Source organism: Rhodococcus koreensis (assembly GCF_017068375.1).
Lineage (GTDB): Bacteria > Actinomycetota > Actinomycetes > Mycobacteriales > Mycobacteriaceae > Rhodococcus_F > Rhodococcus_F koreensis.
In genome coordinates this window covers 64,522-84,759 of record NZ_CP070610.1, presented here as the reverse complement: position 1 = coordinate 84,759, position 20,238 = coordinate 64,522, and the positions used below count along the sequence as shown (strand labels likewise).

Here is a 20,238-nt window from a genome sequence, read left to right as displayed (position 1 = left end):
TTTCGTTGGGGTCGGTCAGGGCCGGTCGACGGGCACAGGATTCTGCTGGGGATCCCACTCGACCAACACGTGCTCGGGCCCCCGGAACGAGGTGTTGGGAAGATAGGAGAACTCCTGTCCAGCAACGAGTGACATGTGCGGCAGGCGTCGCGAGACCTCTTCGAGGAAGACCTTCATCTCCAACCGAGCCAGCGTCGCGCCCAGGCAGGTGTGGCTGCCGATGCCGAACGTCAAGTGGCGCCGTGCGTTTCCTCGATGGATGTCGAAGTCGTCGGGCTCGGGGAACATCGAGTCGTCGCGGTTCGCCGACGCCATGACGATCAGCAGTCGACCGCCGGCCGGGATATCGACTCCGCCGACAGTGGTGTCCACCACGGCCTTGCGGCGCCAGGCAACGACGGATCCGCTGTAGCGGAGGCATTCCTCGATAGCCTTGGGGATCAGCGTGGGGTCGGCGCAGATTTCTTCCCAGGAGCTGCGGTTCTCGAGCAGGGTGCGGAACGCGTTACCGGTGGCGTTGGTGGTGGTTTCGTGCGCGGCCACCACACCACTCATCATGATGTTCTGCAGGTAGTTGTCGTCGAAGAGGTCGGGGTGCTGCCGCTGCATCTCGATCGCATGGGGGATCCACCCCTTCGCATTCGGGTCGGCCTTGAGTTTGTCGACCAGGCCGCCGGCGAATTCCCAGAACTTCCCCATCCCGGTAGCGACTCGAGTTTGTTCGTCTCCGGTGGGGTGTCCCCAGGTGAACAGGGTCTGCTGCATCCCGAAGTGGCGGCAGGTCTCGATGTCCTCGTCGGGCACGCCGAGGAAGATGAGCGCGACGATGCAGGGAACTTCGTAGAGCAGATCGCCGATCAGGTCGGCCCGGCCATCCTTGATGACCCGGTCCAGGTAGGTGTTGACGACCTCGCGGATCTTCGGTTCGAGGGTGGCGACGTTTTCGGCTTCGAACGGCTGCAGCAGCAGTCGGCGACGTTCGGTGTGGATCGGCTCGTCCTCGTTCACGATGGTCGGGCCGGGAGCGAACTGATAGCTGCCGAGGATCTGCAGCGCCTCGTCACTGATCGGGGTGATCTGGTCGAGAGTGATCGACGGGGAGAACACCGACGGTGTCTTGAAGATCTGCTTGATGTCCTCATAGCGCGTGACCACCCAGTAGTCGAGCAGTGGACTGTAGAACACCGGCTCTTCTTTGCGGGCGTCCCGCAGCGACGAGGATGGATCGACCTGGTAGGCGCCCTGGAACGGATCGAAGCCTGCCGCCATACCTGAAACGGGGCATCCGGTCGGGCTTTTCACGCCTTCCGGCGCGTGATCGACGGTCATTCGTCTCCTCCAAATTTGGATATAGGAGCTGTTGAGTGATTCCTCATGAGCGTATGATTCAGGTCACATGACGCGCTATCCTGTGAGCGCAACAATATAGCCAATTGGCGCAATAACTGAATCGTTCTCGATTTAGTCAGACCAGAGAGACCGACAAAGTAGATGAGCGAAGACCCGGATCGCGGAAACGGCACAAAGACGTTTCTTTCCGACGATATCGACGAGGCGCGGGCCATCGGCAGCGATCTCTACTATCCCCATGAGGTTCGCGTCCTCGGGGACGAGCATATTTTTCAGATGCGAATGACTGCAGCCTCGTTCGGTCCCGTCACGCTCGGCCGGCTGGATTATTCGACCGAGGTGGAAATCTTCACCAACGAGTTGCGCGACTCCTATCAGGTGAACATCCCGATGCGGGGGGAGTTGGTCACCGGGTCGGGTCGTGCCCGGACCGTGGCGACCCCCCACCGCGCCGCGGTCTACCGGTGCGACCAACGGACCCTGCTGCGTGGGTGGGCCTCGCCCTATCCGACCCCGGTGCTGGCCCTGAAGATCGATCGCCGGGCACTCGAGGATCAACTCGCGGCACGGTTGGGGACGGAGATCGTCGACCCGATCGTCTTCGGCATGGACCTCGATCTGGACACCGTCGTCGGCCGTCAATGGCTCTCACTGGTCGAAGGTCTGTCTCATCAACTCGACAGTCCCGAGGCGTTGGCGCTGCATCCCATCGTCTCGACGCCGATGGCCGAGTGCTTGATGAGCGGGCTTCTCGTCGCGGCCGAACACGACTACAGGGCAAGGCTGTACGAACCCAAGCCCGCCCTGCCAGGAATTGTCCGGCTCGCCGTCGACTACCTCGAGGCGCACGCGCAGCAGCCCCTAACGGTGGCGCAGGTCGCCAAGAACGTCGGGGTGAGTGTGCGGTCCCTGCAGGTCGGGTTCCAGAACTCGTTGGGTACGACGCCGATGCGGCAGCTGAAGATCATCCGCATGCAGAAGGCGCGCAAAGACCTGCTCAAGGCGGACCCGGCGAACGAAGGTGTCACCGAGATCGCACAGCGGTGGGGGTTCCTGCACGTCGGCCGGTTCGCCGGAGAGTATAAGGAGACCTTCGGAGTGAGTCCGTCGGAGGACCTGCGCACGGTGCCGTTCCGGTAGCAGAGACGACGATCCCGCGGAAGTGATCGTGTCCATTCACTTCCGCGGGATCGGTGCCGTCCGGATCCGTCAGCGCCAACGTCTTGATCCGGAGGGGTAGGGCGCGTCGTGGCTACTGCCCCACGGCGGCCAGGTTCGGTGCGGCGATCGTGAACTCTTCACGGAAGATCAGCCGGGGCGCCATCCGACGTCGCTTGAGGGCCTTGACCGCAGCCTCGACCATTGCCGGCGGTCCGCACAGGTAGGCGCTCATGCCCTTGCACGACGAGAAGTCGTCAAGCACCACATCGGTCACCATGCCCATGGCCCCGTCCCACTGTTCCTCGCTCAGCGCGGGGCGGTAGTGAAAGTGCTCATGCTCCTGTGCGAGGCCACGGAAGAAGTCGACGTCGTACAGATCCTCCTGGCGGCGTCCGCCGTGGTAGAGATACAACTCCGGAACCAGGCGCTCGGCCAGCGCATGCTGGACGATCGACTTCAACGGCGCCAATCCGGTCCCACCGCCGATCAAGATCGCGGCCTCGTCCTGCTGTTTGACCAGGTTGAACTGGCCCAACGGCCCACGCAGAGAGATGCGGTCACCGACCTGCATCGGCCCGAAAATCCACCCATCCGTGGCCAGACCCCCGGTCGTGAGTTTGACGTGGAATTCCAGGTTCCGCGTCTCCGTCGGCGGATTGGCCAGCGAGTACTGCCGGCCGACGTTGTGCCCGGGGACGATCAACTCGACGTACTGACCGGCATTGAACAGCATCGGCGTATCCACCTCGACCACCAGCCGCCGGGTATTCGCAGCGATGTCCTCGAGTACCGACACCGTCCCCTCGTAATCACGCAGTGGGAAGTGCGGGATTCCGTCGTCCCCGGCTCCGCCGATCGGTTCGACCGTCAGATCGGAGCAGGGGGTCGCCATACAGCCGAGAGCCAAACCTTCGGCGCGCTCGTCCTTGGTCAGGGTGTACTCGGGGGATTCGTTGTGGCGTACCTCCCCGCACAGCACCTTGAGCTTGCAGGTGCCGCAGGTGCCCTGGGTGCACGAGTGCGGAAGCCATTCGTTCGCCCGCAGCGCCGCATCGAGGATGGATTGGTCTTCGGCAACGGTGATGTCCGAATTCTTACCCTGGATACGGACCGTGTAGTTATTAGCCATTTCCGGCAGTGCTCCAATCCAATAAAAATGCTCCCGAAGTGCCCGATCCATTAATCTCCGGACCGGACACTTCGGACCTCGGGAAATATGATTCCGTTACACTTCCCATTTAACGAACAACTGCTTCGGTCCACGGAAACCCCAACCCCAGAAATCGACCTCGTGAGCCTCGTCGCGTTCCAGGTTCGGAATGGACTCGAGCAGTTCCTCCAGGCCGATCCGGATAACCGAGTTAGCGAAATAGGTACCCGCGCAGGCGTGCTTTCCGCCACCGAATGTCATGTTCGGAAGCAGGGCCCGATCGATATCGAATTCAGTCGGGGCGTTGTAGGCGTTCTCGTCCTGGTTGGCCGAGCCATAGGAGAGCATCACGATCGACCCCTCCGGCAGTGTCACGCCACCGACCTCGACCTCGTGCGCGGCGCGCTTGACCACGGCAGACCAGATCGGCGCCACCCAGCGCATGCCTTCCGAGACCGCCCGGGGGATCAACGCCGGGTCGTCGACGACACGTTCGAGCTGTTCGGGCTTGGTGAACAGTCCTGCCAGCGTGGTCGCCATCGCGTGCCCCGGCTCCTGCATCGCTCCGAGGAGGAAGACGTACAGGTTGGGGTAGATGACATCGCGGCTGCGGGTCTGCCCTTCGGGCATACCGTCGTGCAGCCAGTGGGAGATCGCGGTGTGATCGGGTTCCTTGATCCACTTGTCGATCTTCGGATCGACGTGGGCGATGATCTCGGCCTTGGCCTCGTCGCCGGGGATGAACCCGTCCGGGTTGGCGAATTCGCCGTTCTCGTCGACCGCGGCGTTGGTGAAGGACACGCTCAGCTTGTGGAACCATTCGCGAAGCTTGTCGGTGCTGACGTCATCGAGTCCGAGGAGATCGCCGAGAGCACGAACACTGACCGGCTCACAGTACGCAGCCACGATGTCGGCGCTTCCGTCGTTCTCGATCTCGGCGAGTCGCTGACGTGCGAAGGGGCGCACCAGATTATCGATGTACTTGTCGACCGCTGAGGGCTGCAGGTGCGGTTCGACCATGTCCCGCAGCTTGCGGTGTTCGTCGCCGTTCGTGTTGAGCAGTGCGCCGGGTCCGAAGGTGCGGCCTCCGGCCGCAGAGATGACGGCCGGCCAGTTCTCGGCGTCCTTGGCGATGTCGGCGCACAGTTCCTTCGTCGACACGATGTACATGCCCAGCGCCGGGACGAAGGCTACAGGGGCCTCTTTCCTCAGACGCTCGTAGAACGGATAGGGGTCGGTCTCGAGCTCTTCGATCGTGATCTCGTCGATAAAACTCTGGGTGGAAGTCATGGTGCTCCTTCTGCTTCGGGCCCGCGTGCAGTGGGGACTCGCGCTGATTCACTCGTGTGAACCGACGACCGAGCGAAAGTGGATGGGTTCAGGTGTGAGGTGCGGTGGCGTCGATCGACGATCCCGACCTGCACAGCCCCGCCGAACAGTGTGTGATCCAGCCCTCGCGAGTCCAAAGAAGTTGTGCCGCTTATCGGCACACCGAGGTGGATCACGTGGGTGTGACCAGAACTCCGGTCACACCCACGTGCGTATCAGGACGCCGGAGCGCCGGCGACGGCGCGGGACTGGTCGATCTCGTCCGGGACCGCCTGCTCAGCTGCCGCCGCGTCGGGGCCGGGGCCGCCGGGGCCGAAGTGCGCATACTTCTCGATGTGCTGATCGAGCGAGAGCGGGCTCGGGGTGCCGTAGGTGAAGTAGGTCTCCCACGGAAGCTTCGTCCCGCCGATCGCCAGCCCGGTGCCGATGTCGGACATCTGCCAGGTCTTGGTCTCACCGTCGGGATCGAGATGCAGGTACCCGACCTCACCGAACAGCTCGATGCGGTTGCCGCCGGGTTCGAAGACGTAGAGGAACTGCGCCTGGGTGATGCCATGCTTGTCGGGGCCGGCTTCGATCCGAATGTCGTAGTCGCGGAACATCTCCACCGCATCGATGTTGTGCTGGCCGGTGCCGTAATAGAACGCGAGGTGGTGCATCTTGCCCCGTTCACCCTGCGCGTCCCGCAAACATGCCACCTCATGGCCGAGGATGTTCGAACTCATCCACGCACCGATTTCGGTGTCACCGTCGACGACGCGTTCGGTGGTCCGGAACCCGAGGTGGCGCTCGAAGGAGTTCTTCACCGCGCTGACGTCGCTGGCGAGCAAGTTCAGGTGGTCGATGCGCTTGACGGGGATGCCCTGCAGCGGTCTCTTCGACGGGCGGGTAAGGATCTTGGACTGCAGCTCCGGCGGGGCCTGGTACTTCTCGACCTCCCACAGCAATTCCAGGTTGTGCCCGTCCGGGGACTGGTAGGTGAAGGTCTTGCCGTACCCGAAGTCGCTCTCGCGCCACGCTCCGTCGACGTTGGCGTCCTTGAGCGAGGCTGCCCGGCGTTCGAGCGCTTCCGGGGAGCTGGTGCGCAGCGCGGCGTGGCCGAGTCCGGCCTGGGTGGATTCGGTGACCTTCAGGCTCCACTGATAGGGGTCTTCATAGGCGCGCAGGTAGACCGACTGCCCCTCGGTGTGGGTGATGTACATCCCGAGGAACTTGGTGAAGAAGTCCACCGTCTCCTGCGGCTTGGGGCTCAGCAGTTCGGCACGGGCGAGATGGGAAATCTCGAACCGAGGGTCACTCATAGGTCGTCTCCTTTGTTGCCTGCCTGAGATCGGCAGTGTCCGCTGACCGCCCGCGCCGTGAGGTGGGGTGCCCCACCGGCGACCGGGACCAGTGCGGAGTGGCGTTGTCTGGCGCTTCGGGTGCTTGCCGATTAGGTATCAGCTTGTGTCCGATGTCACGAGCATGATCCGAATCACCCGCTGTCCGCTACACAATCCAGAATTGCCGAACAAGCGACGAAAATCACCTCGTCATAGTTCGGAGATTGGGCAACTCTGCGTAGCGCGGATGTCCGCGGCGCTAGATTGCGTTTTCTGGCCTCCCGGGCCCGGTAGCACAGATGACCCCACTCGCAACAGCAGTCCGCGCGTACAGCCGAGCCTGGTTCCGGTTGTCCACCGAGTTCGCTACGCGGGCGAGGAAGGGCTGAGGCGCTCGCGCGCCTCGCCGAGGTTTCTCCGCCCATCGCCCATCGCGGATTGAAGTCCGTGGCCCGTATCCTCGCGCTCAGGAGTTCGGGGGCGTATGCCCTCCCGCACTGGTTCTAGATGCGCCGGAAGAGTGCGGCGAGGGCCTGGCCGCCGCCGATGCACATGGTGACGATGCCGAGTTCGAGGTCGCGGCGCACGAGGTCCTTCGCGAGGCGCAGGCTCAGGATGGCTCCGGTCGCGCCGACCGGGTGACCCAGCGCGATCGCGCCGCCGTACGGGTTGGTCTTCTCCGGGTTCAGCTTCGCGTCCCGGATCACCGCGACCGCCTGCGACGCGAACGCCTCGTTCAGCTCGATCACGTCGATGTCGCCGGGGGTGGTGCCGGTCTGCTCGAACAGGTTCGCCAGCGCCAAAACGGGGGCGTACCCCATCAGGCTCGGGTCCATCGCCGCGGTCGCGACGGCCTCCAGCGTGACCAGCCCGGTCAGACCCTTCTCCTGCGCGGCGGACTGCGTCGCCAGAACCAGGGCCGCGGCGCCGTCGTTGATCCCGGACGCGTTGCCCGCGGTCACCGAGCCGCCCTCCTCGAACGCCGGCCGCAGCTTCGCCAGGGTCTCGAGGGTGGTGTCGGGCTTGGGGTGCTCGTCGACGTCGATCGTCTTCGGGCGGCGGCCCCCGATCTCGACCGGGGTGATTTCCTCGGCGAACGCGGCCTTCGCGGCCTCGGAGGCGGCGCGGCGCTGGGATTCGACGGCGAACTCGTCCTGCTGCCGGCGGCTCACGTCGTACTTGCGGGCGACGGCCTCCGCGGTGCGGCCCATGTGCACCCCACCGAACGGGTCGGTCAGAATCGCGACCGTGCCGTCGACGAGCGTGCGGTCGCCGAGCTTGTAGCCGGAGCGGGCGGAGAAGTCGTAGAACGGCATCCGCGACATGCTCTCGTCGCCGCCGGCGAGGGCGAAGTCCACCCCACCCCAGCGCATCTGCTGCGCCGCCGACCACACGGCCTGCAGACCGGACCCGCACAGCCGGTTGACGGTATATGCGGGGGTCTTCTCGGGAAGTCCGGCGGCGAGGGCGACGCGGCGGGCGTTGTAGGCGTCCGGTCCGACCTGACCGATGCAGCCCATCACCACCTCGTCGATATCGCCGCCCGGCACGCCGGCACGCTCCAGCGCGGCCTTGACGGCGGTGGCACCGAGTTCGTGGGCGGGCACGTCCTTGAACGCGCCACCGAAGCTGCCGATCGGGGTCCTCGCGCCGTCGACAACGACGATCGGTTCAACAGAATTCATGGAAAACCTGTTCTTTCAAATGGATTGGATGAGGGATTCGTCGGGGGATCGGGGCCCCTGCCGCTATGGGTATTGTCGGGTTTCGGCCAACTGCAGCCAGAGTCGTCGTCTGTCTTCGACAGGCAACTGGAATGGATAGTCGTCGAGGATCCGCGCGAGCTGTTGTTCGTACCTCCCAGTCGTCATTCCGAACCGGGTGATGAGCTCGTCGGATGGTGGGGTGCCATACGGCAACCACTGGCACGCGAACTCGATGATCGCTGTATCGAACCTGTCCACGAACGGCCTCCCCTCACTGGCGAACTCAGGATTACCTAGCTACCGGTCGCTCAGTGTGCGGCGCGAACCGGGCGGGAAGTGCCTGAGTCGGGATATCGGAACAACAGCATCGGTAAGGGCCCCGGTTGTTCGCACCGTGGAAACGATCGGGCATGTACGCCTGACCGCTGTTCGCTCGATCACAAACATCGAGTTGTTGTGTCCGGCATCACAGCAATGGCTGTCGCGCTGTGCCGATTTGATCGGAATATGCGAACGACCCTGGACGACATCGGCCGATCCTCGGCAGTGTTCCGCGGTGACCATCACGGGTGAGGTATCCCGGCGTACCGACAGAACGCGGTCCGCAGCTGCAACACGATCGAATGGGGTCGCACGTGTTTGCCGCGTCCGTCCAACGCCTTCTTGAATACGCCCCTCATCTACCGAACGAGTACACGAAGGAACGGTCGATGCTTGTCAGACGATCTTCGAAAATTCTTGTGGCACTAGGAGTAGCGTTCATCGCCCTAGCAGCCCTTCTACGGTTCGTGCTGGTGCCCTCACTCTCGAAGCTGCCCGGTGACCTCGACGTCAACCCGGTGTACGAAGGCACCGGCACATTGCTCAATGCTCAAGCGCTACAAGCCGGGGACATCCCCAACGTCATTGCCTCGGGTGTTCCCGTGACCATCAACCGTCACATCTACGTATCCAGCACCGATGGTGACACCGCAGTGGCACACGACGACGTCACCCTCGAGGTGGCCGGCCAGGCGGTCCCGTCCAACCACACCTACGCCGTCGATCGAAAGACGATGGACGCGGCGACCGGGCAACCGCAAGACGGTGTGGAACCACACAGCGGAATGACCATCGCCCTGCCACTGCACCCCGACCCGTCGGCGAGTTACCGCTACTACGATTCAGCCACGAAGACGACAGTCCCCATGACGTACGTCGACTCGGGCACAGTGTCCGGGCGTGACGTTCTCAACTACACGGTCGAGGTAAAGGGGGCGCTGAGCGATCCCGCCATAGCGGGCACGCTACCGCCAGCACTGCCCAAGGCGCTGGTCAGCTCTCTTACGCCACTGCTGCCGCCGGACGTGCAGCAAAGCCTCGGTGGCGCACTCGAGCAGCTTCCCGATCCCGTCCCGTTCAGCTACACCGCGGTCAACCGGATCAACCTCGCCGCGGACCAAACCCTGGGCACGCCGATCGACGCGAACCTCAGCCAGCAGATCATCGCCAACATCGACGTCAACGGCCGGTTGCTTCCCCTCACGCCGGTCATGTCGATCGACACCGCGCTCACCGACCAGTCGATCGCGGATGCCGCGGCGGCAGCGGAGAAAACAAGTACTCAGCTCAATCTGATCAGCGTGATCGCACCCCTCGTCCTGCTGGTGCTGGGAGTGCTGGCGCTCGCAGCCGGCTTCCTCCGCCGCGGTCCACGTCCGGCCGCCCTGGCGCCCGTCTCACACGAGGAGACGCCAGTCCGCTAGCCACCCGAGATGGGGCCATGCAGAGGGCCGGAAGATCCGACCGACCTGGTAATTCGGCCCGCAACGGTCAGTCTCCTGAGCCATGCGGAGCGCCTGGGTACAGCACTGCCGTACCCAGGCGCTCCATTCGCAGGCGGTGCAGGCGGTGGAGGCGACCCGCGAAATCGATCACCTCGTGTTCGGCGCCGATGACCGTCTCGCCGCTCGGGCAGGGTGGGAGATCGGCTAGTTCGGAGTCTGCGCCCCGCCGGCGCGCCTAGCGATCTCCCCGGCGCGGATCGTAGCGGCAGGGTTACCCGCGATCGTCCAGTTCGCCGGGTCCACCTCGATGACCTGCCCCCGCACGAGCGAGCGCTGGGCGCCGAGAACATCGACGATCAGATCGGTGAACCGCACGGCAAGTTCCTGTCGCTGACGGGCGGGGCGGCCGGCGAGCACGATCGCCGTGAAGTACGGCGCTGCAGGGGCACCCTCTGCAACGGTGGTCCCCGCGACCGCGACATCGTCGGGACGGTAGCGGACGATGAAGACGCGGACCCGTTCAATCGGGGAGTCGAGGGCCTCGGAATAGCACCGACTCGCCGCGGTGAGCAGTTCTCGGTGCTGCTCGGCGGGGTAGGCGCCGTCGGCGAGATGAAAGTGTGCGACAGGCATGGGTTGCGGGTCCTTTCAGTGGGTGGTGGTCAGGCGATTCCGTGGCGGGTTCCGGCGTCGACATTGATCACCGAGCCGTGCAGGACCGCGGCCTCGGGAGCGAGCAGCGTTTCGACGACCCAGCCGATCTCTTCCAGGGTGGGCAACCGTCCGAGGGTGGTCTTGGCGCGGTACCGCTCCCAGATCTGTTCCGGATCCCGTCCGGTTTCCGTGGCCTCGGTGTCGATGAAGGCACGGAGCCGTGGCGTGTCCACCGGTCCGGGCGCGATCGTATGTGTGGTGACGCCTCTGGGCCCGTACAGTGCACTGAGTTGGCGCATCAGGTTGAGGACGGCCGCGTTCGCCGTACCGGGCACGGCATCGAGCGGACCGGGTTCGAGACCCAGGGAGCCGGCGATGGTGACGAAGCGGGAACCGTCCACGAGATGGCCGCGGACCGCGTGCAACAGACGGACGAGACCGCCCACCTTGATGTTCGTCGCCATGGCCAGGTCGCCGGGTTGGATGGTGTCGGCGGATCCTCGCACCGGCAGGCCGGCGGCGAACAGCGCCATACGCACAGGCGAATCTACCTGCGCGGAGATCGATTCGATCGCGCTGTCGTCGGCGATGTCAGCAATGCAGGGAATGATGCGCTCGTCGGCTGCGGTAAGTTTCTCGAGGTCGTCGCCGCTGCGGGCGACCGCGAGGACGCGCAGCCCGCGGCGGGCCAAGCGCAGGGTGATATCGGTGCCCATCGCACCGGTCGCGCCGACGACGACGCACAGATCGGGTGTAGTCACGGCAGGGCTCTCCTCGGGGAAAGACGTGCGGCCGGAGCGGTGGGATTCCGCTCCGGCCGCACGTGGTCGACAGGTGATCAGCTTCGCAGGCGGATGGTGACGGCCCGTGGCTCGGTGAAGAATTCGCGGGAGTACTGGCCGCCCTCACGGCCGAGACCGCTGCTGCCTTCACCACCGAACGGCAACCGAAGGTCACGTTCGAAGAACGTGTTGATCCACACCGTGCCGGCCTTCCACCGTGCCGCCATGCGGTGCGCGCGGTTGAGGTTATCGGTGAACAGAATTCCTGCCAGACCGTACGGCGAGTCGTTGGCGATGCGCAGTGCCTCGTCTTCGGTGTCGAATCCGAGCACGGTCTCGACGGGACCGAAGATTTCCTCGCGCGCGGTGCGCGAGTCGTTGGTGAGCCCGGTGATCACCGTCGGCGGGTAGTAGAATCCTTTCGCCCGCGCATCGTCGGTGAGCCGCGACCCACCGGTGACGACCTTGCCGCCCTCCTCCTGCGCCAGTTCGACGTAGCCGTGCACCTTCTCGAGGTGCTTCTGCTCGATCAGCGGGCCGAGGAAGTTGGCCGGGTCTTTCGGGTCTCCGACAGTGAGTTTCTTCGCCTCCTCGGTGAACCGGTCGAGGAACTCGCCCATGATCGAATTCTGTACCAGCAGACGCGACCCGGACAGGCACACCTGCCCGTTGCCGCCGAAGATCGCCCGGATCGACATCGGCACAGCCACGTCGAGGTCGGCGTCGGCGAAGACGATGTTCGCGGACTTGCCGCCCATTTCCGCGGACACGGGGGTGTGGTTGGGTGCGGCTGCTTGCAGAATCCTCACCCCGGTGGCGCTCGAACCGGTGAAGGTGATCCGATCGACACGTGGATCCGAGGTGAGCGGGCCTGCGACGGCCTCGCCGCCGAATCCGTGCACCACATTGAGCACGCCCTCGGGCAGGCCGGCTTCGAGGGCGAGTTGCGCGAACCGGTTGGCGGTCAGTGGTGTCTGGGGTGCGGGTTTGAGGACCGTGGTGTTGCCGAACGCCAACGCGGGTGCAATCTTCCACGTCGCGAGCATCAAGGGTGCATTCCAGGGGCTGATCGCGGAGACGACACCGGCCGGTGGATACAGGGTGTAGGACAGTAGGTCGCCGTCCGGGTACGCCTCGTTGGCGGCCATCGCCACGTAGTCGGCGAAGAACCGAAGGTTGTGCGCGACTCGGGGGATCTCGGCGTGTTGTGCCTGGTTGATTCCCTTGCCGCCGTCCCGCGTTTCGAGCAGGGACAGTTCCTCACGATGTTCGTCGACCTTGTCGGCGACGGCGTGCAGGATCTTCGCCCGTTCTTTCGGCGACATCCGCGGCCAGGGACCTTCGTCGAACGCCTTGCGCGCCGCGGTGATGGCGTCGGCGCCGTCGGCGGCAGTTCCTCGGGCAACGTTGCCGAGAAGCGAGTCGTCGTGCGGGTCGCGGGTTTCGAACGTCGCACCGTCCGAGGCGGGACGCCAGTCACCACCGATGAGGTGTTTGACGTCGCTTATTCCGGGTACTGCAGTCATGTCTTCTCCTGTGGGATCAGGTCGGGACGGCGTTGATTTCTCGACCTGCCGTCGGCGCAGCGATGTGCGGTGTCATATTCCGGCTCCTGTGACCTACGAGCCTACGACCGGTGTTTGCCATGGGCCATGTCATAAACGAGCCAGTGCCGGGGTCTCGTAGGTGCGGCCGGCGAGTTCGGAGGCGACGTCGATGATCATGTCTTCCTGACCGCCGATGACCCCGCGACGTCCGAGTTCCATGAGGATGTCGCGGGCGGGGACTCCGAACTTCTTGGCGGCCCGCTTGGTGGGGTGGAAGAACGTGGAGTACACACCGGCGTATCCGAGGATCAGGGCGGTCTCGTCGACGATCTGCGGTTCTTTCATCAGCGGTGCGACGACGTGTTCGGCGGTGTCGATCAGCGTGAACAGGTCGACCCCGGTGTCCCAGCCCGCCCGTTCGAAGGCGGCGGCGAGGACCTCGGTCTGCGCGTTGCCGGCACTCGCGCCGAGCCCGCGCAGGGACCCGTCGATGAAGGTAGCCCCGTTTTCGGCGGCGGTGAGCGCATTCGCGATGCCGACGCCGAGGTTGTTGTGGGCGTGGAACCCGATGTCCGCGGTGATCGCCTGCCGCAGGGCGGCAACCCGGTCTCCGGCGTGCCGGGGCACCATAGCGCCGGCGGAGTCGACGACGTAGACGACGTCGGCGCCGTAGGAGTCGAGTTTGGCGGCCTGCTCGGCCAGCGGCTCGGCTTCGAGTTTGTGGCTCATCATCAGGAACGTCATCACGTTCAGGCCCTGTTCTTTGGCCCACTCGACGGGTTGCTGCCCGCAGTCGGCCTCGGTGCAGTGCACCGCGATGCGGACGGTCTTGATGCCGGCGTCGATGGCTTTCTGCAGTTCGGCGAGGGTCGCGATGCCGGGGACGTACAGGGCGGCGATGTCGGCGTTCTCGACGGCGTCGACGGCGGCGCGGACGTAGTCCGGGTCGGTGGCGGCGGCGAACCCGTACTGGATGGACGAGGCGCCGAGACCGATCCCGTGCGCGACTTCGATGGTCGACACTCCGGCCTTGTCGAGCCCGCGGGCGATGTCGGCCACGTTCTGCGGGGTGAACTGGTGCGAGACGGAGGACATGCCGTCCCGCAAGGTGGTGTCGACGATCGTGACTTTCTTACTCACTGTGCTGCTCCCTGGACGAGGTTCTGCTGGGCCATGACGTCGGCGACCTGGACGGCGGCGGCGGTGATGATGTCGAGGTTGCCGGCGTAGGTGGGCAGGTAGTCGCCGGCGCCGACGACCTCGAGCATGACGGTGACCAGGTCGCCGTCGACGTCGACCAGACGTAGCGAGTAGCCGGGGACGTACTGCTGGACCTTGGCGACCATGTCGATGACGGCACGCTCGATGGCGGCCGGGTCGGGGTTGCGGACCTTGGCGTAGACGGTGTCGCGCATGTTCATCGGCGGCTCGGCCGGGTTGATCACCGAGATCGCCTTGGCATGGTCGGCGCCGGCCACCTGGGCGAGGGCCTTCCCGGTCTTTTCGCTGAATTCGCTGAGGTTCTGGCGGGTGCCGGGACCGGCGCTGTGGGAGGCGATGGCGGCGACGATCTCGCCGTAGGAGGCGTCGGCGACCTCGTTGATGGCGTAGAGGATGGGGATGGTGGCCTGGCCGGCGCAGCTGACCATGTTCACGTTGGGGGCGCTCAGGTGCGCGTCGAGGTTGACCGCGGGGACCACATACGGGCCGACGGAGGCCGGGGTGAGGTCGATCGCGGTGATCCCGGCCTCGGCGTAGCGGGGCGCCGCGGCGGCGTGGATCTTCGCCGAGGTCGCTTCGAAGACGAAGTCCGGCAGTTCCGGCTGAGCGAGCAGCCAGTCGAGTCCGCCGGCGGAGGCTTCGAGGCCTTCCTGTCGGGCCCGGGCCAATCCTTCGCTGTCCGGGTCGATACCGATCATGTATCGGGGTTCGATCGTCTGCGACCGCAGCAGCTTGTACATCAAGTCTGTACCGATGTTGCCGGAGCCGATAATCGCGGCGCTCTTGCGACTCATTGTGTGCCTCTCGCTCATATCTGCCTATAGGGACAGAACTTGGTGCGTTGTCAACGCGGTGGCATACCGCGCGTGGCGTTCTGCGCGCGTACTTCACCGAAGTCCTCCTCGAGGTAACCACTGAAACCCGGGTGCGGGCGTGCATGGTCGGAATAACCGAACAGCACCCCTTCTCGAGCGGCGGTCGAGTCGGTTAAACGAGAGACCTGGCGAGAGCGAGCGGCGGCGGGCGTGAAATAGAGACCCAGCAGGCAGACATCGAGTATCCGATCGCGTTGTGAGGGACTCGGTGTGCGAGTTGCCGACCTGACCCTGGAAGGGCCTTCATGAACGATGTGCGAGTGCGATCCAATCTGCGAGTCGCCGAAGTGGACGGTTTCGAGATCGCCGTCGATGTGTACCGGCCCGAGATCGACAATCCGCCGGCAGTGATCTACCTGCACGGCGGAGGGTGGCAGCTCGGTGACAAAAAGGACGGTGCCGACGAGCGTCTGTCCCGGCTGGCTTCGTACGGTATCGCCGTCGTCTCCGCGAACTATCGGCTTGCGCCCCACGGCTCGTACCCGAATCCCATTCACGACGTCAAGGCGGTCGTGCGGTGGTTACGTGCGCACGGAACGGAGCTGGGGCTGTCCACCGAGCGAATCGGGGCGTGGGGAGCGTCAGCGGGTGCCTATCTGGCCACGATGGTCGGTCTGACCCACGGAGATGTGGAACTTGAAGGAGTTGTCGGCGACGATCTGGATCAGTCCAGCCGCGTCGACGCTGTCGTCCACTGGTTCGGCCCGTCCGATCTCGCCGCCAACGCCGGACGAAGTTGGATCGAAAGTCACCTTCTGCCACCCCCATTCGAGAGCGCCCTGCTGGGGGAAGCCGAGGTCTCGTCACCGTCGGATGCCTCCTGGAACGCCAGCCCGCTCAGCCGGGTGACGGCGCTTGCGCCGCCCTTCCTGATCGCGCACGGAGACCGCGACCGGATCACGCTGTCCGCACAGAGTCACGCGCTGCATGATGCGCTCGTCAGTACCGGCGCACGCTCGACCCTTCTCGTCCTTGGCGGTGCCGGTCACGAGGGCCCTGAGTTCGACCAGGCGGACCACCTCGGCATCACCGCGGCGTTTCTGAACGCCCACCTCCGCAGTTGAAGGCTCGCTCGCACACCGTGAGGTGAGGAAGCCCGCGACCGGGTACCGACTACACCGAGATGTGACCTCACCCGGCCGACGCCGTGGCGACTACACCAGCACCCTCGTTCCCGGTGGAGGGGCGTCGGGTTCACTCGGCACCGATTGTCGGAGTCGCCCAGGCATGTTCGGATGCGACCTCGACGATGCCGACCGGGGTCGGCACCGTCGGGTCGTGGTCAGCCGGTGATCTCGCGTCCGAAGATCTGCCGGGCGAGCACCCACTTCTGGACCTCGTTCGCGCCCTCGTAGATCTCGCCGATCTTGCTGTCACGGTAGAACGCCTCTACCGGTCCGTCGGTGTCGTCCGCGCCGAGGGACTGGGTGAATCCGAGCCCGCCGAAGGCCTGCACGGCGTCGCGGGCCATGTCGACGGAGATCTCGGTCCCGCGCAGTTTGGCCATCGCGGCCTCCGGTTCGGGAAAGGCAATCCCGGAGTCGAGCCGCAGCGCCGCCTTGAGGTACAGGTCGCGGGCGGCTTCGATGGCCGTTGCCCGGTCCGCCATCAGGAACTGCCAGTGCTGTTTGCTCGCTAGTGGTCCGCCGAATGCGTGTCGCCGAGCGAGGTGCTGAGCGGTGTGGTCGAACGCCGCCTGGGCCATTCCGACCCCGGCCGCGGCGATACCGATCCGGCCGTAGGTGAGGGTCTGCAACGCGATCTTGAGTCCGCAGCCCTCCTCGCCGAGCAGCGCCTCGGCGTCGAGGTGCACCTGGTCGAGGATGACGTCCGCGGTGATTTGTCCCTTGTTGCCGAGCTTGCGGTCCGGGGTGCCGATGGTGACGCCCGGAGTATCGGTGGGCACGATGAAGGTGCTGAGCCGATTGCCGGTGCGGGCGAGTACCACCACGAACGAGGCGACGGCGGAGTTGGTGATCCACCGCTTGCGGCCGTGCAGCACCCAGCCGGTGGCCGTCGGGGTGGCCTCGGTGGTGACGGCGGCCGGGGACAGGTCGCTCGAGGCACCGGGCTCACTGGTGGCGAACGATCCGACGATCTCACCGGCGACCACTGGGGCGAGCCAACGTTGCCGCTGCGCGGCGGTGCCCTGATTGACGGCGTTGCCGGCGAGGATGCAGTGCACGTCGAAGATCGCGGCGACGCTGTTGGAGTAGTACGCGAGTTCCTCGACCGCGACGGCGGTCGCGGTGGCGCGGTGGGTGAGGTCGTCGCCGCCGACGTCGCCGTCGAAGGGGATCCGGAACACTCCGGCCGAGGCGAGCGAGTCGAAGGCGTCGCGGGGGAAGCCGTCGATCCGTTCGTCGCCGCGGGCAATGCGGCTCGCGATCGGGGCGATGGTGTCCGCGGCGATCCGTCGTACCCGCCGCCGAACCTGCTGGACTTCGGGTGGGGAGAGCAGGTCGTGGTAAAGCCGGTCGGCGATGCGCGGAGGATCGAAGATGTCGAGGTCGGTGTCAGCGTCGACGGCATGAATTGTGGTCACGGGGGCTCCCAGAGGAAAGACGGTGGTGTCTCTACTGGTCTACGGTTCCCGGCCGCCGCGGACAACGCAGTGTCGGCAATGCTGATCGACGCCCGTCCGGCGATCAGCATTGTCCAGCCACTCCGATCAGGGTGCCGCGCGCCGTTCGGCGATGGTCACATCACCGGCGGCCCAGTGCGTCTCCGGGACTTCGCGGACCACGACCCGAATGTTCTCCTTCGGCGCCTCGATCGCCCGGTGCGCGGCCTCTGTCAATTCGTGGATCAGTGACCGGATCTGCTCCGGGGAACGGCCCAGTCCGATGGTCACGTCGATGAACGGCATGCGGTTATCCTCCCGAAATGGTGATCGAACCGAGCGAGGTGAAGTGGGCGGCGACGCGAGCGCCCGGTTCGACCGCGACGGCGTCCGTCATTCCGCCTGTCAGCACGACCCATCCGGCTTCGATGGCGTGCCCCCGCTCGGCCAGCGTGTTGGCCGCGAACGCGAGTGCTTCGGCCGGGTGACCCTGCACGGCGGCGCCGGTCGCGGTGTCGACGATCTGTCCGTCGATCTCGAGCAAGCACGCCTCGAGGGCGAGGTCGAGATCCTCAGGTCGCCGCAGCACCGGTCCGGTGACGTACACGCCGGACGAGTTATTGTCTGCGACAGCGTCTTCGAGGGTGAACTTGAACCCGGCGTAGCGGCTGTCGATGATCTCGATCGCCCCGAATACATGATCGACCGCCGTCAACGCCTGGGCTGCGGTGACTCCGGGTCCGGCCAGCCGACGGCCCATCACGAACGCGATTTCCGGCTCCGCGCGCGGGTGGATCAGGCGGTTGCGGGGGACCGGGTCACCGGCGGGTAACGCCATGACATCGGTCAGCCAGGCCACGGAGGGAGCGTCGACCCCCATCTGCCGCTGTTTCGCCCGGGAGGTCAGCCCCAGCTTGATCCCGGTGACGAGCTCGCCGCGGGCCTTGCGGGCGGCGAGGGCGATGTCCTGCGCCTGGTAGGCCACGGGCAATGTGAGGCCGGGCCACTCGGCGGACAGCGAGGTCCGTGAGGTGGTGGTGGCCTCGGCGTCGAGAAGGATGTCGGCGATGCGGCCGGCGCTCCAGCGCTGTTCGCTGGTCTGCTGGTTGCTGGTCACTGTTCTGCTCGCTCTCCGAGGATGGCGGACACGCTGCCGAGTCCGCTCATGTTGGCCACGATGGAATCGCCCGGCGAAATGGGGAAGGCCTTGGTCATCGACCCCGGCAGCACCACGTGGCCGGGTTCGAGGGTCACCCCGAGCGGGCCGACTGTGTTGGCCAGCCACACCAGCGAATTCAGCGGGGAGCCGAGCACCGCGCCACCGGCGCCGGTCGCCACCAGCTCGCCATTGATGTGCAGTGTGCAGCCGGTCAGGCGCAGATCGACGTCCCGCAGCAGCACCGGACGACTCCCGAGGACGACCCCACCGGAGGAGGCGTTGTCGGCGATGGTGTCGAAGATGCCGATCTTCCAGTCCCGGATCCGGGAGTCGACGATCTCGAGGGCGGGAAGGACGAACTCCACGGCCCGGACAGCGTCCGCGATAGTGACTCCCGGCCCGGTCAGCGGCCGGCCGAGGACGAACGCGGTCTCCGGCTCGATCCGCGGCTGGATGTAGGTCGCGGCCGGAATAGGCTGGTGCTCGAGGTGGAACATGCTCGCCGTCAGGTGGCCGAAGTCAGGCTGATCCACCCCCATCTGCCGTTGGATCGCGGCGGACGCGAGCCCGACCTTGTGCCCCTTGACGGTGTCCCCGTCCTTCTCCCACTGCTCGACCTGTGCCTGCGCAATGCGATAGGCGGTAGGCAATTCCGCCGGCGCGAACTCGGGTGTCAGCGGATCGATCGGCGTACCGCTGCGGTACGCCTCCAGCAGCCGCTGCGCGGCGCCTTGTACCTGGTCGGAAGACATGAAGACCTCGGGCTTTCCTCGGAAGCGCCCCGCGTCGCTTGTCGCAGCTCCGCGGGGGATGTGACCTGTTGCACTGAACTCCCACCCTCGGGCACTATGGGCCGTTATGCAAGACGATTGTGCCGATGAACGGCACAGAACCTCCGGGAGGATCCCCGCCGGCGACGCCGGTTCCATCGTCCGTGCGGTCGCGGTGCTCGACACCCTCGGCGCCGCCGACACCGCCCTCGGTGTCTCGGAGATCGCCCGCCGCTGCGGCCTGCCCAAGTCCAGCGTGCAGCGAATGCTCAAGGCGCTGCATGCGGTGAAACTGCTCGAGCGCGAGGGCACCCGCTACCGGCTCGGGCTCAAACTGTTCGAACTCGGTCAGCACGTTCCCCGCCAACGCGACCTCCGCGAGGCGGCCCGCCCGTTCATGGCCGACCTGCAGGAGGCGACGGGCCACTCCGTCCACTTCGCGGTGCTCGACGATGACTGCGTGGTGTACCTCGAGGTGCTGCACAGCCCGAACTCCCCACCCCTGCCGACCCGGATGGGTGGCCGGTGGCCCGCACACGGCACCGGAATCGGCAAGGCCATCCTCGCCTTCTCCGACCAGACCGTCGTCGAGCACATCCTTGACACGGGCCTGCCCCGGCTCAGCGAACGGACCATCATCACCCCAGGGCTGTTCACCGCCGAACTGGCCCGAATCCGCGAGCGCGGAGTGGCCTACGACCTGGAGGAATCGCGGGCCGGGGTCGCGTGTGTGGCCAGCCCGGTCTTCGGGCTCAGAGGCCAGGTCGTAGCCGGAATCTCGGTGTCCGGGTGGCACACTCGCATCAACCTCGACCATTCGGCCGCCGCCGTGCGGACCGCCGCCCTGAGTTTGTCGCGGTACCTGTCGATGCGGTCGGGCTGA

At 65.6% G+C, this 20,238-nt stretch carries 19 protein-coding genes; 5 read left to right on the top strand and 14 right to left on the bottom strand.

Annotated features, from left to right (window positions below; translation table 11 throughout):
- Positions 1-15: 15 nt before the first annotated feature.
- A complete protein-coding gene (locus tag JWS14_RS41395) occupies positions 16-1,329 on the bottom strand; it encodes a cytochrome P450 (RefSeq protein ID WP_095869872.1) in 1,314 nt (437 codons plus the stop codon).
- Positions 1,330-1,491: 162 nt separating this feature from the next.
- Here JWS14_RS41395 and JWS14_RS41390 point away from each other — a divergent pair, with 162 nt between their 5' ends.
- Entirely contained in the window at positions 1,492-2,490 is a 999-nt protein-coding gene (locus JWS14_RS41390) for an AraC family transcriptional regulator (RefSeq protein ID WP_206016346.1), read from the top strand.
- Between the two features lie 112 nt (positions 2,491-2,602).
- On the opposite strand, the gene JWS14_RS41385 is transcribed toward JWS14_RS41390, so the two are convergent.
- The 4 genes from JWS14_RS41385 to JWS14_RS41370 form a co-directional block, all read right to left on the bottom strand.
- Positions 2,603-3,640, bottom strand: a complete 1,038-nt coding sequence (locus JWS14_RS41385) for an NADH:ubiquinone reductase (Na(+)-transporting) subunit F (protein WP_095869873.1) — start codon at positions 3,638-3,640, stop codon at positions 2,603-2,605.
- Positions 3,641-3,736: 96 nt separating this feature from the next.
- Positions 3,737-4,951, bottom strand: coding sequence for a cytochrome P450 (locus JWS14_RS41380; protein ID WP_095869874.1), 1,215 nt, complete (start codon positions 4,949-4,951; stop codon positions 3,737-3,739).
- Positions 4,952-5,205: 254 nt separating this feature from the next.
- A complete protein-coding gene (locus tag JWS14_RS41375) occupies positions 5,206-6,291 on the bottom strand; it encodes a VOC family protein (RefSeq protein ID WP_095869875.1) in 1,086 nt (361 codons plus the stop codon).
- 524 nt (positions 6,292-6,815) lie between these two features.
- Positions 6,816-7,997 (bottom strand): thiolase family protein, encoded by a 1,182-nt coding sequence (locus tag JWS14_RS41370; protein ID WP_095869876.1) that lies wholly within the window; start codon positions 7,995-7,997, stop codon positions 6,816-6,818.
- 731 nt (positions 7,998-8,728) lie between these two features.
- Here JWS14_RS41370 and JWS14_RS41365 point away from each other — a divergent pair.
- Both JWS14_RS41365 and JWS14_RS41360 read left to right on the top strand, forming a co-directional pair.
- Positions 8,729-9,763, top strand: coding sequence for a porin PorA family protein (locus tag JWS14_RS41365; protein ID WP_241031734.1), 1,035 nt, complete (start codon positions 8,729-8,731; stop codon positions 9,761-9,763).
- An 82-nt stretch (positions 9,764-9,845) separates the two neighbouring features.
- Positions 9,846-9,992 carry a hypothetical protein gene (locus JWS14_RS41360; protein ID WP_179443365.1) on the top strand — a complete coding sequence of 49 codons (147 nt, stop codon included), beginning with the start codon at positions 9,846-9,848 and terminating at the stop codon, positions 9,990-9,992.
- On the opposite strand, the gene JWS14_RS41355 is transcribed toward JWS14_RS41360, so the two are convergent.
- From JWS14_RS41355 to JWS14_RS41335, 5 genes are all read right to left on the bottom strand, one after another.
- Complete coding sequence (locus JWS14_RS41355; RefSeq protein ID WP_095869879.1) at positions 9,989-10,417, bottom strand: tautomerase family protein; 429 nt, start codon at positions 10,415-10,417, stop codon at positions 9,989-9,991. The two genes, JWS14_RS41360 and JWS14_RS41355, sit on opposite strands and share 4 nt — an antisense overlap.
- Before the next feature lie 29 nt (positions 10,418-10,446).
- A complete protein-coding gene (locus tag JWS14_RS41350; RefSeq protein WP_095869880.1) occupies positions 10,447-11,199 on the bottom strand; it encodes an SDR family NAD(P)-dependent oxidoreductase in 753 nt (250 codons plus the stop codon).
- Between the two features lie 77 nt (positions 11,200-11,276).
- Complete coding sequence (locus tag JWS14_RS41345; RefSeq protein WP_095869881.1) at positions 11,277-12,746, bottom strand: aldehyde dehydrogenase; 1,470 nt, start codon at positions 12,744-12,746, stop codon at positions 11,277-11,279.
- Between the two features lie 129 nt (positions 12,747-12,875).
- Positions 12,876-13,907, bottom strand: a complete 1,032-nt coding sequence (gene dmpG / locus JWS14_RS41340; RefSeq protein ID WP_095869882.1) for a 4-hydroxy-2-oxovalerate aldolase — start codon at positions 13,905-13,907, stop codon at positions 12,876-12,878.
- Entirely contained in the window at positions 13,904-14,782 is an 879-nt protein-coding gene (locus JWS14_RS41335; RefSeq protein WP_095869883.1) for an acetaldehyde dehydrogenase (acetylating), read from the bottom strand. The genes dmpG and JWS14_RS41335 overlap by 4 nt, the downstream gene beginning before the upstream one ends.
- Positions 14,783-15,123: 341 nt before the next feature.
- Between JWS14_RS41335 and JWS14_RS41330 the strand changes: the two genes are divergently transcribed.
- A complete protein-coding gene (locus tag JWS14_RS41330) occupies positions 15,124-15,927 on the top strand; it encodes an alpha/beta hydrolase (protein ID WP_241031733.1) in 804 nt (267 codons plus the stop codon).
- 218 nt (positions 15,928-16,145) lie between these two features.
- Here JWS14_RS41330 and JWS14_RS41325 read toward each other — a convergent pair whose 3' ends face one another.
- The 4 genes from JWS14_RS41325 to JWS14_RS41310 form a co-directional block, all read right to left on the bottom strand.
- Positions 16,146-17,408 (bottom strand): acyl-CoA dehydrogenase family protein, encoded by a 1,263-nt coding sequence (locus JWS14_RS41325; protein WP_095869885.1) that lies wholly within the window; start codon positions 17,406-17,408, stop codon positions 16,146-16,148.
- Between the two features lie 126 nt (positions 17,409-17,534).
- Positions 17,535-17,732 carry a tautomerase family protein gene (locus tag JWS14_RS41320; RefSeq protein WP_095869886.1) on the bottom strand — a complete coding sequence of 66 codons (198 nt, stop codon included), beginning with the start codon at positions 17,730-17,732 and terminating at the stop codon, positions 17,535-17,537.
- A gap of 4 nt (positions 17,733-17,736) precedes the next feature.
- Positions 17,737-18,543, bottom strand: a complete 807-nt coding sequence (locus tag JWS14_RS41315; RefSeq protein ID WP_095869887.1) for a 2-keto-4-pentenoate hydratase — start codon at positions 18,541-18,543, stop codon at positions 17,737-17,739.
- Positions 18,540-19,337, bottom strand: a complete 798-nt coding sequence (locus tag JWS14_RS41310) for a 2-keto-4-pentenoate hydratase (protein ID WP_206016345.1) — start codon at positions 19,335-19,337, stop codon at positions 18,540-18,542. The genes JWS14_RS41315 and JWS14_RS41310 overlap by 4 nt, the downstream gene beginning before the upstream one ends.
- 106 nt (positions 19,338-19,443) lie before the next feature.
- Here JWS14_RS41310 and JWS14_RS41305 point away from each other — a divergent pair, with 106 nt between their 5' ends.
- Positions 19,444-20,238: an IclR family transcriptional regulator gene (locus JWS14_RS41305; protein ID WP_095869889.1), complete on the top strand. Its 795-nt coding sequence runs from the start codon at positions 19,444-19,446 to the stop codon at positions 20,236-20,238.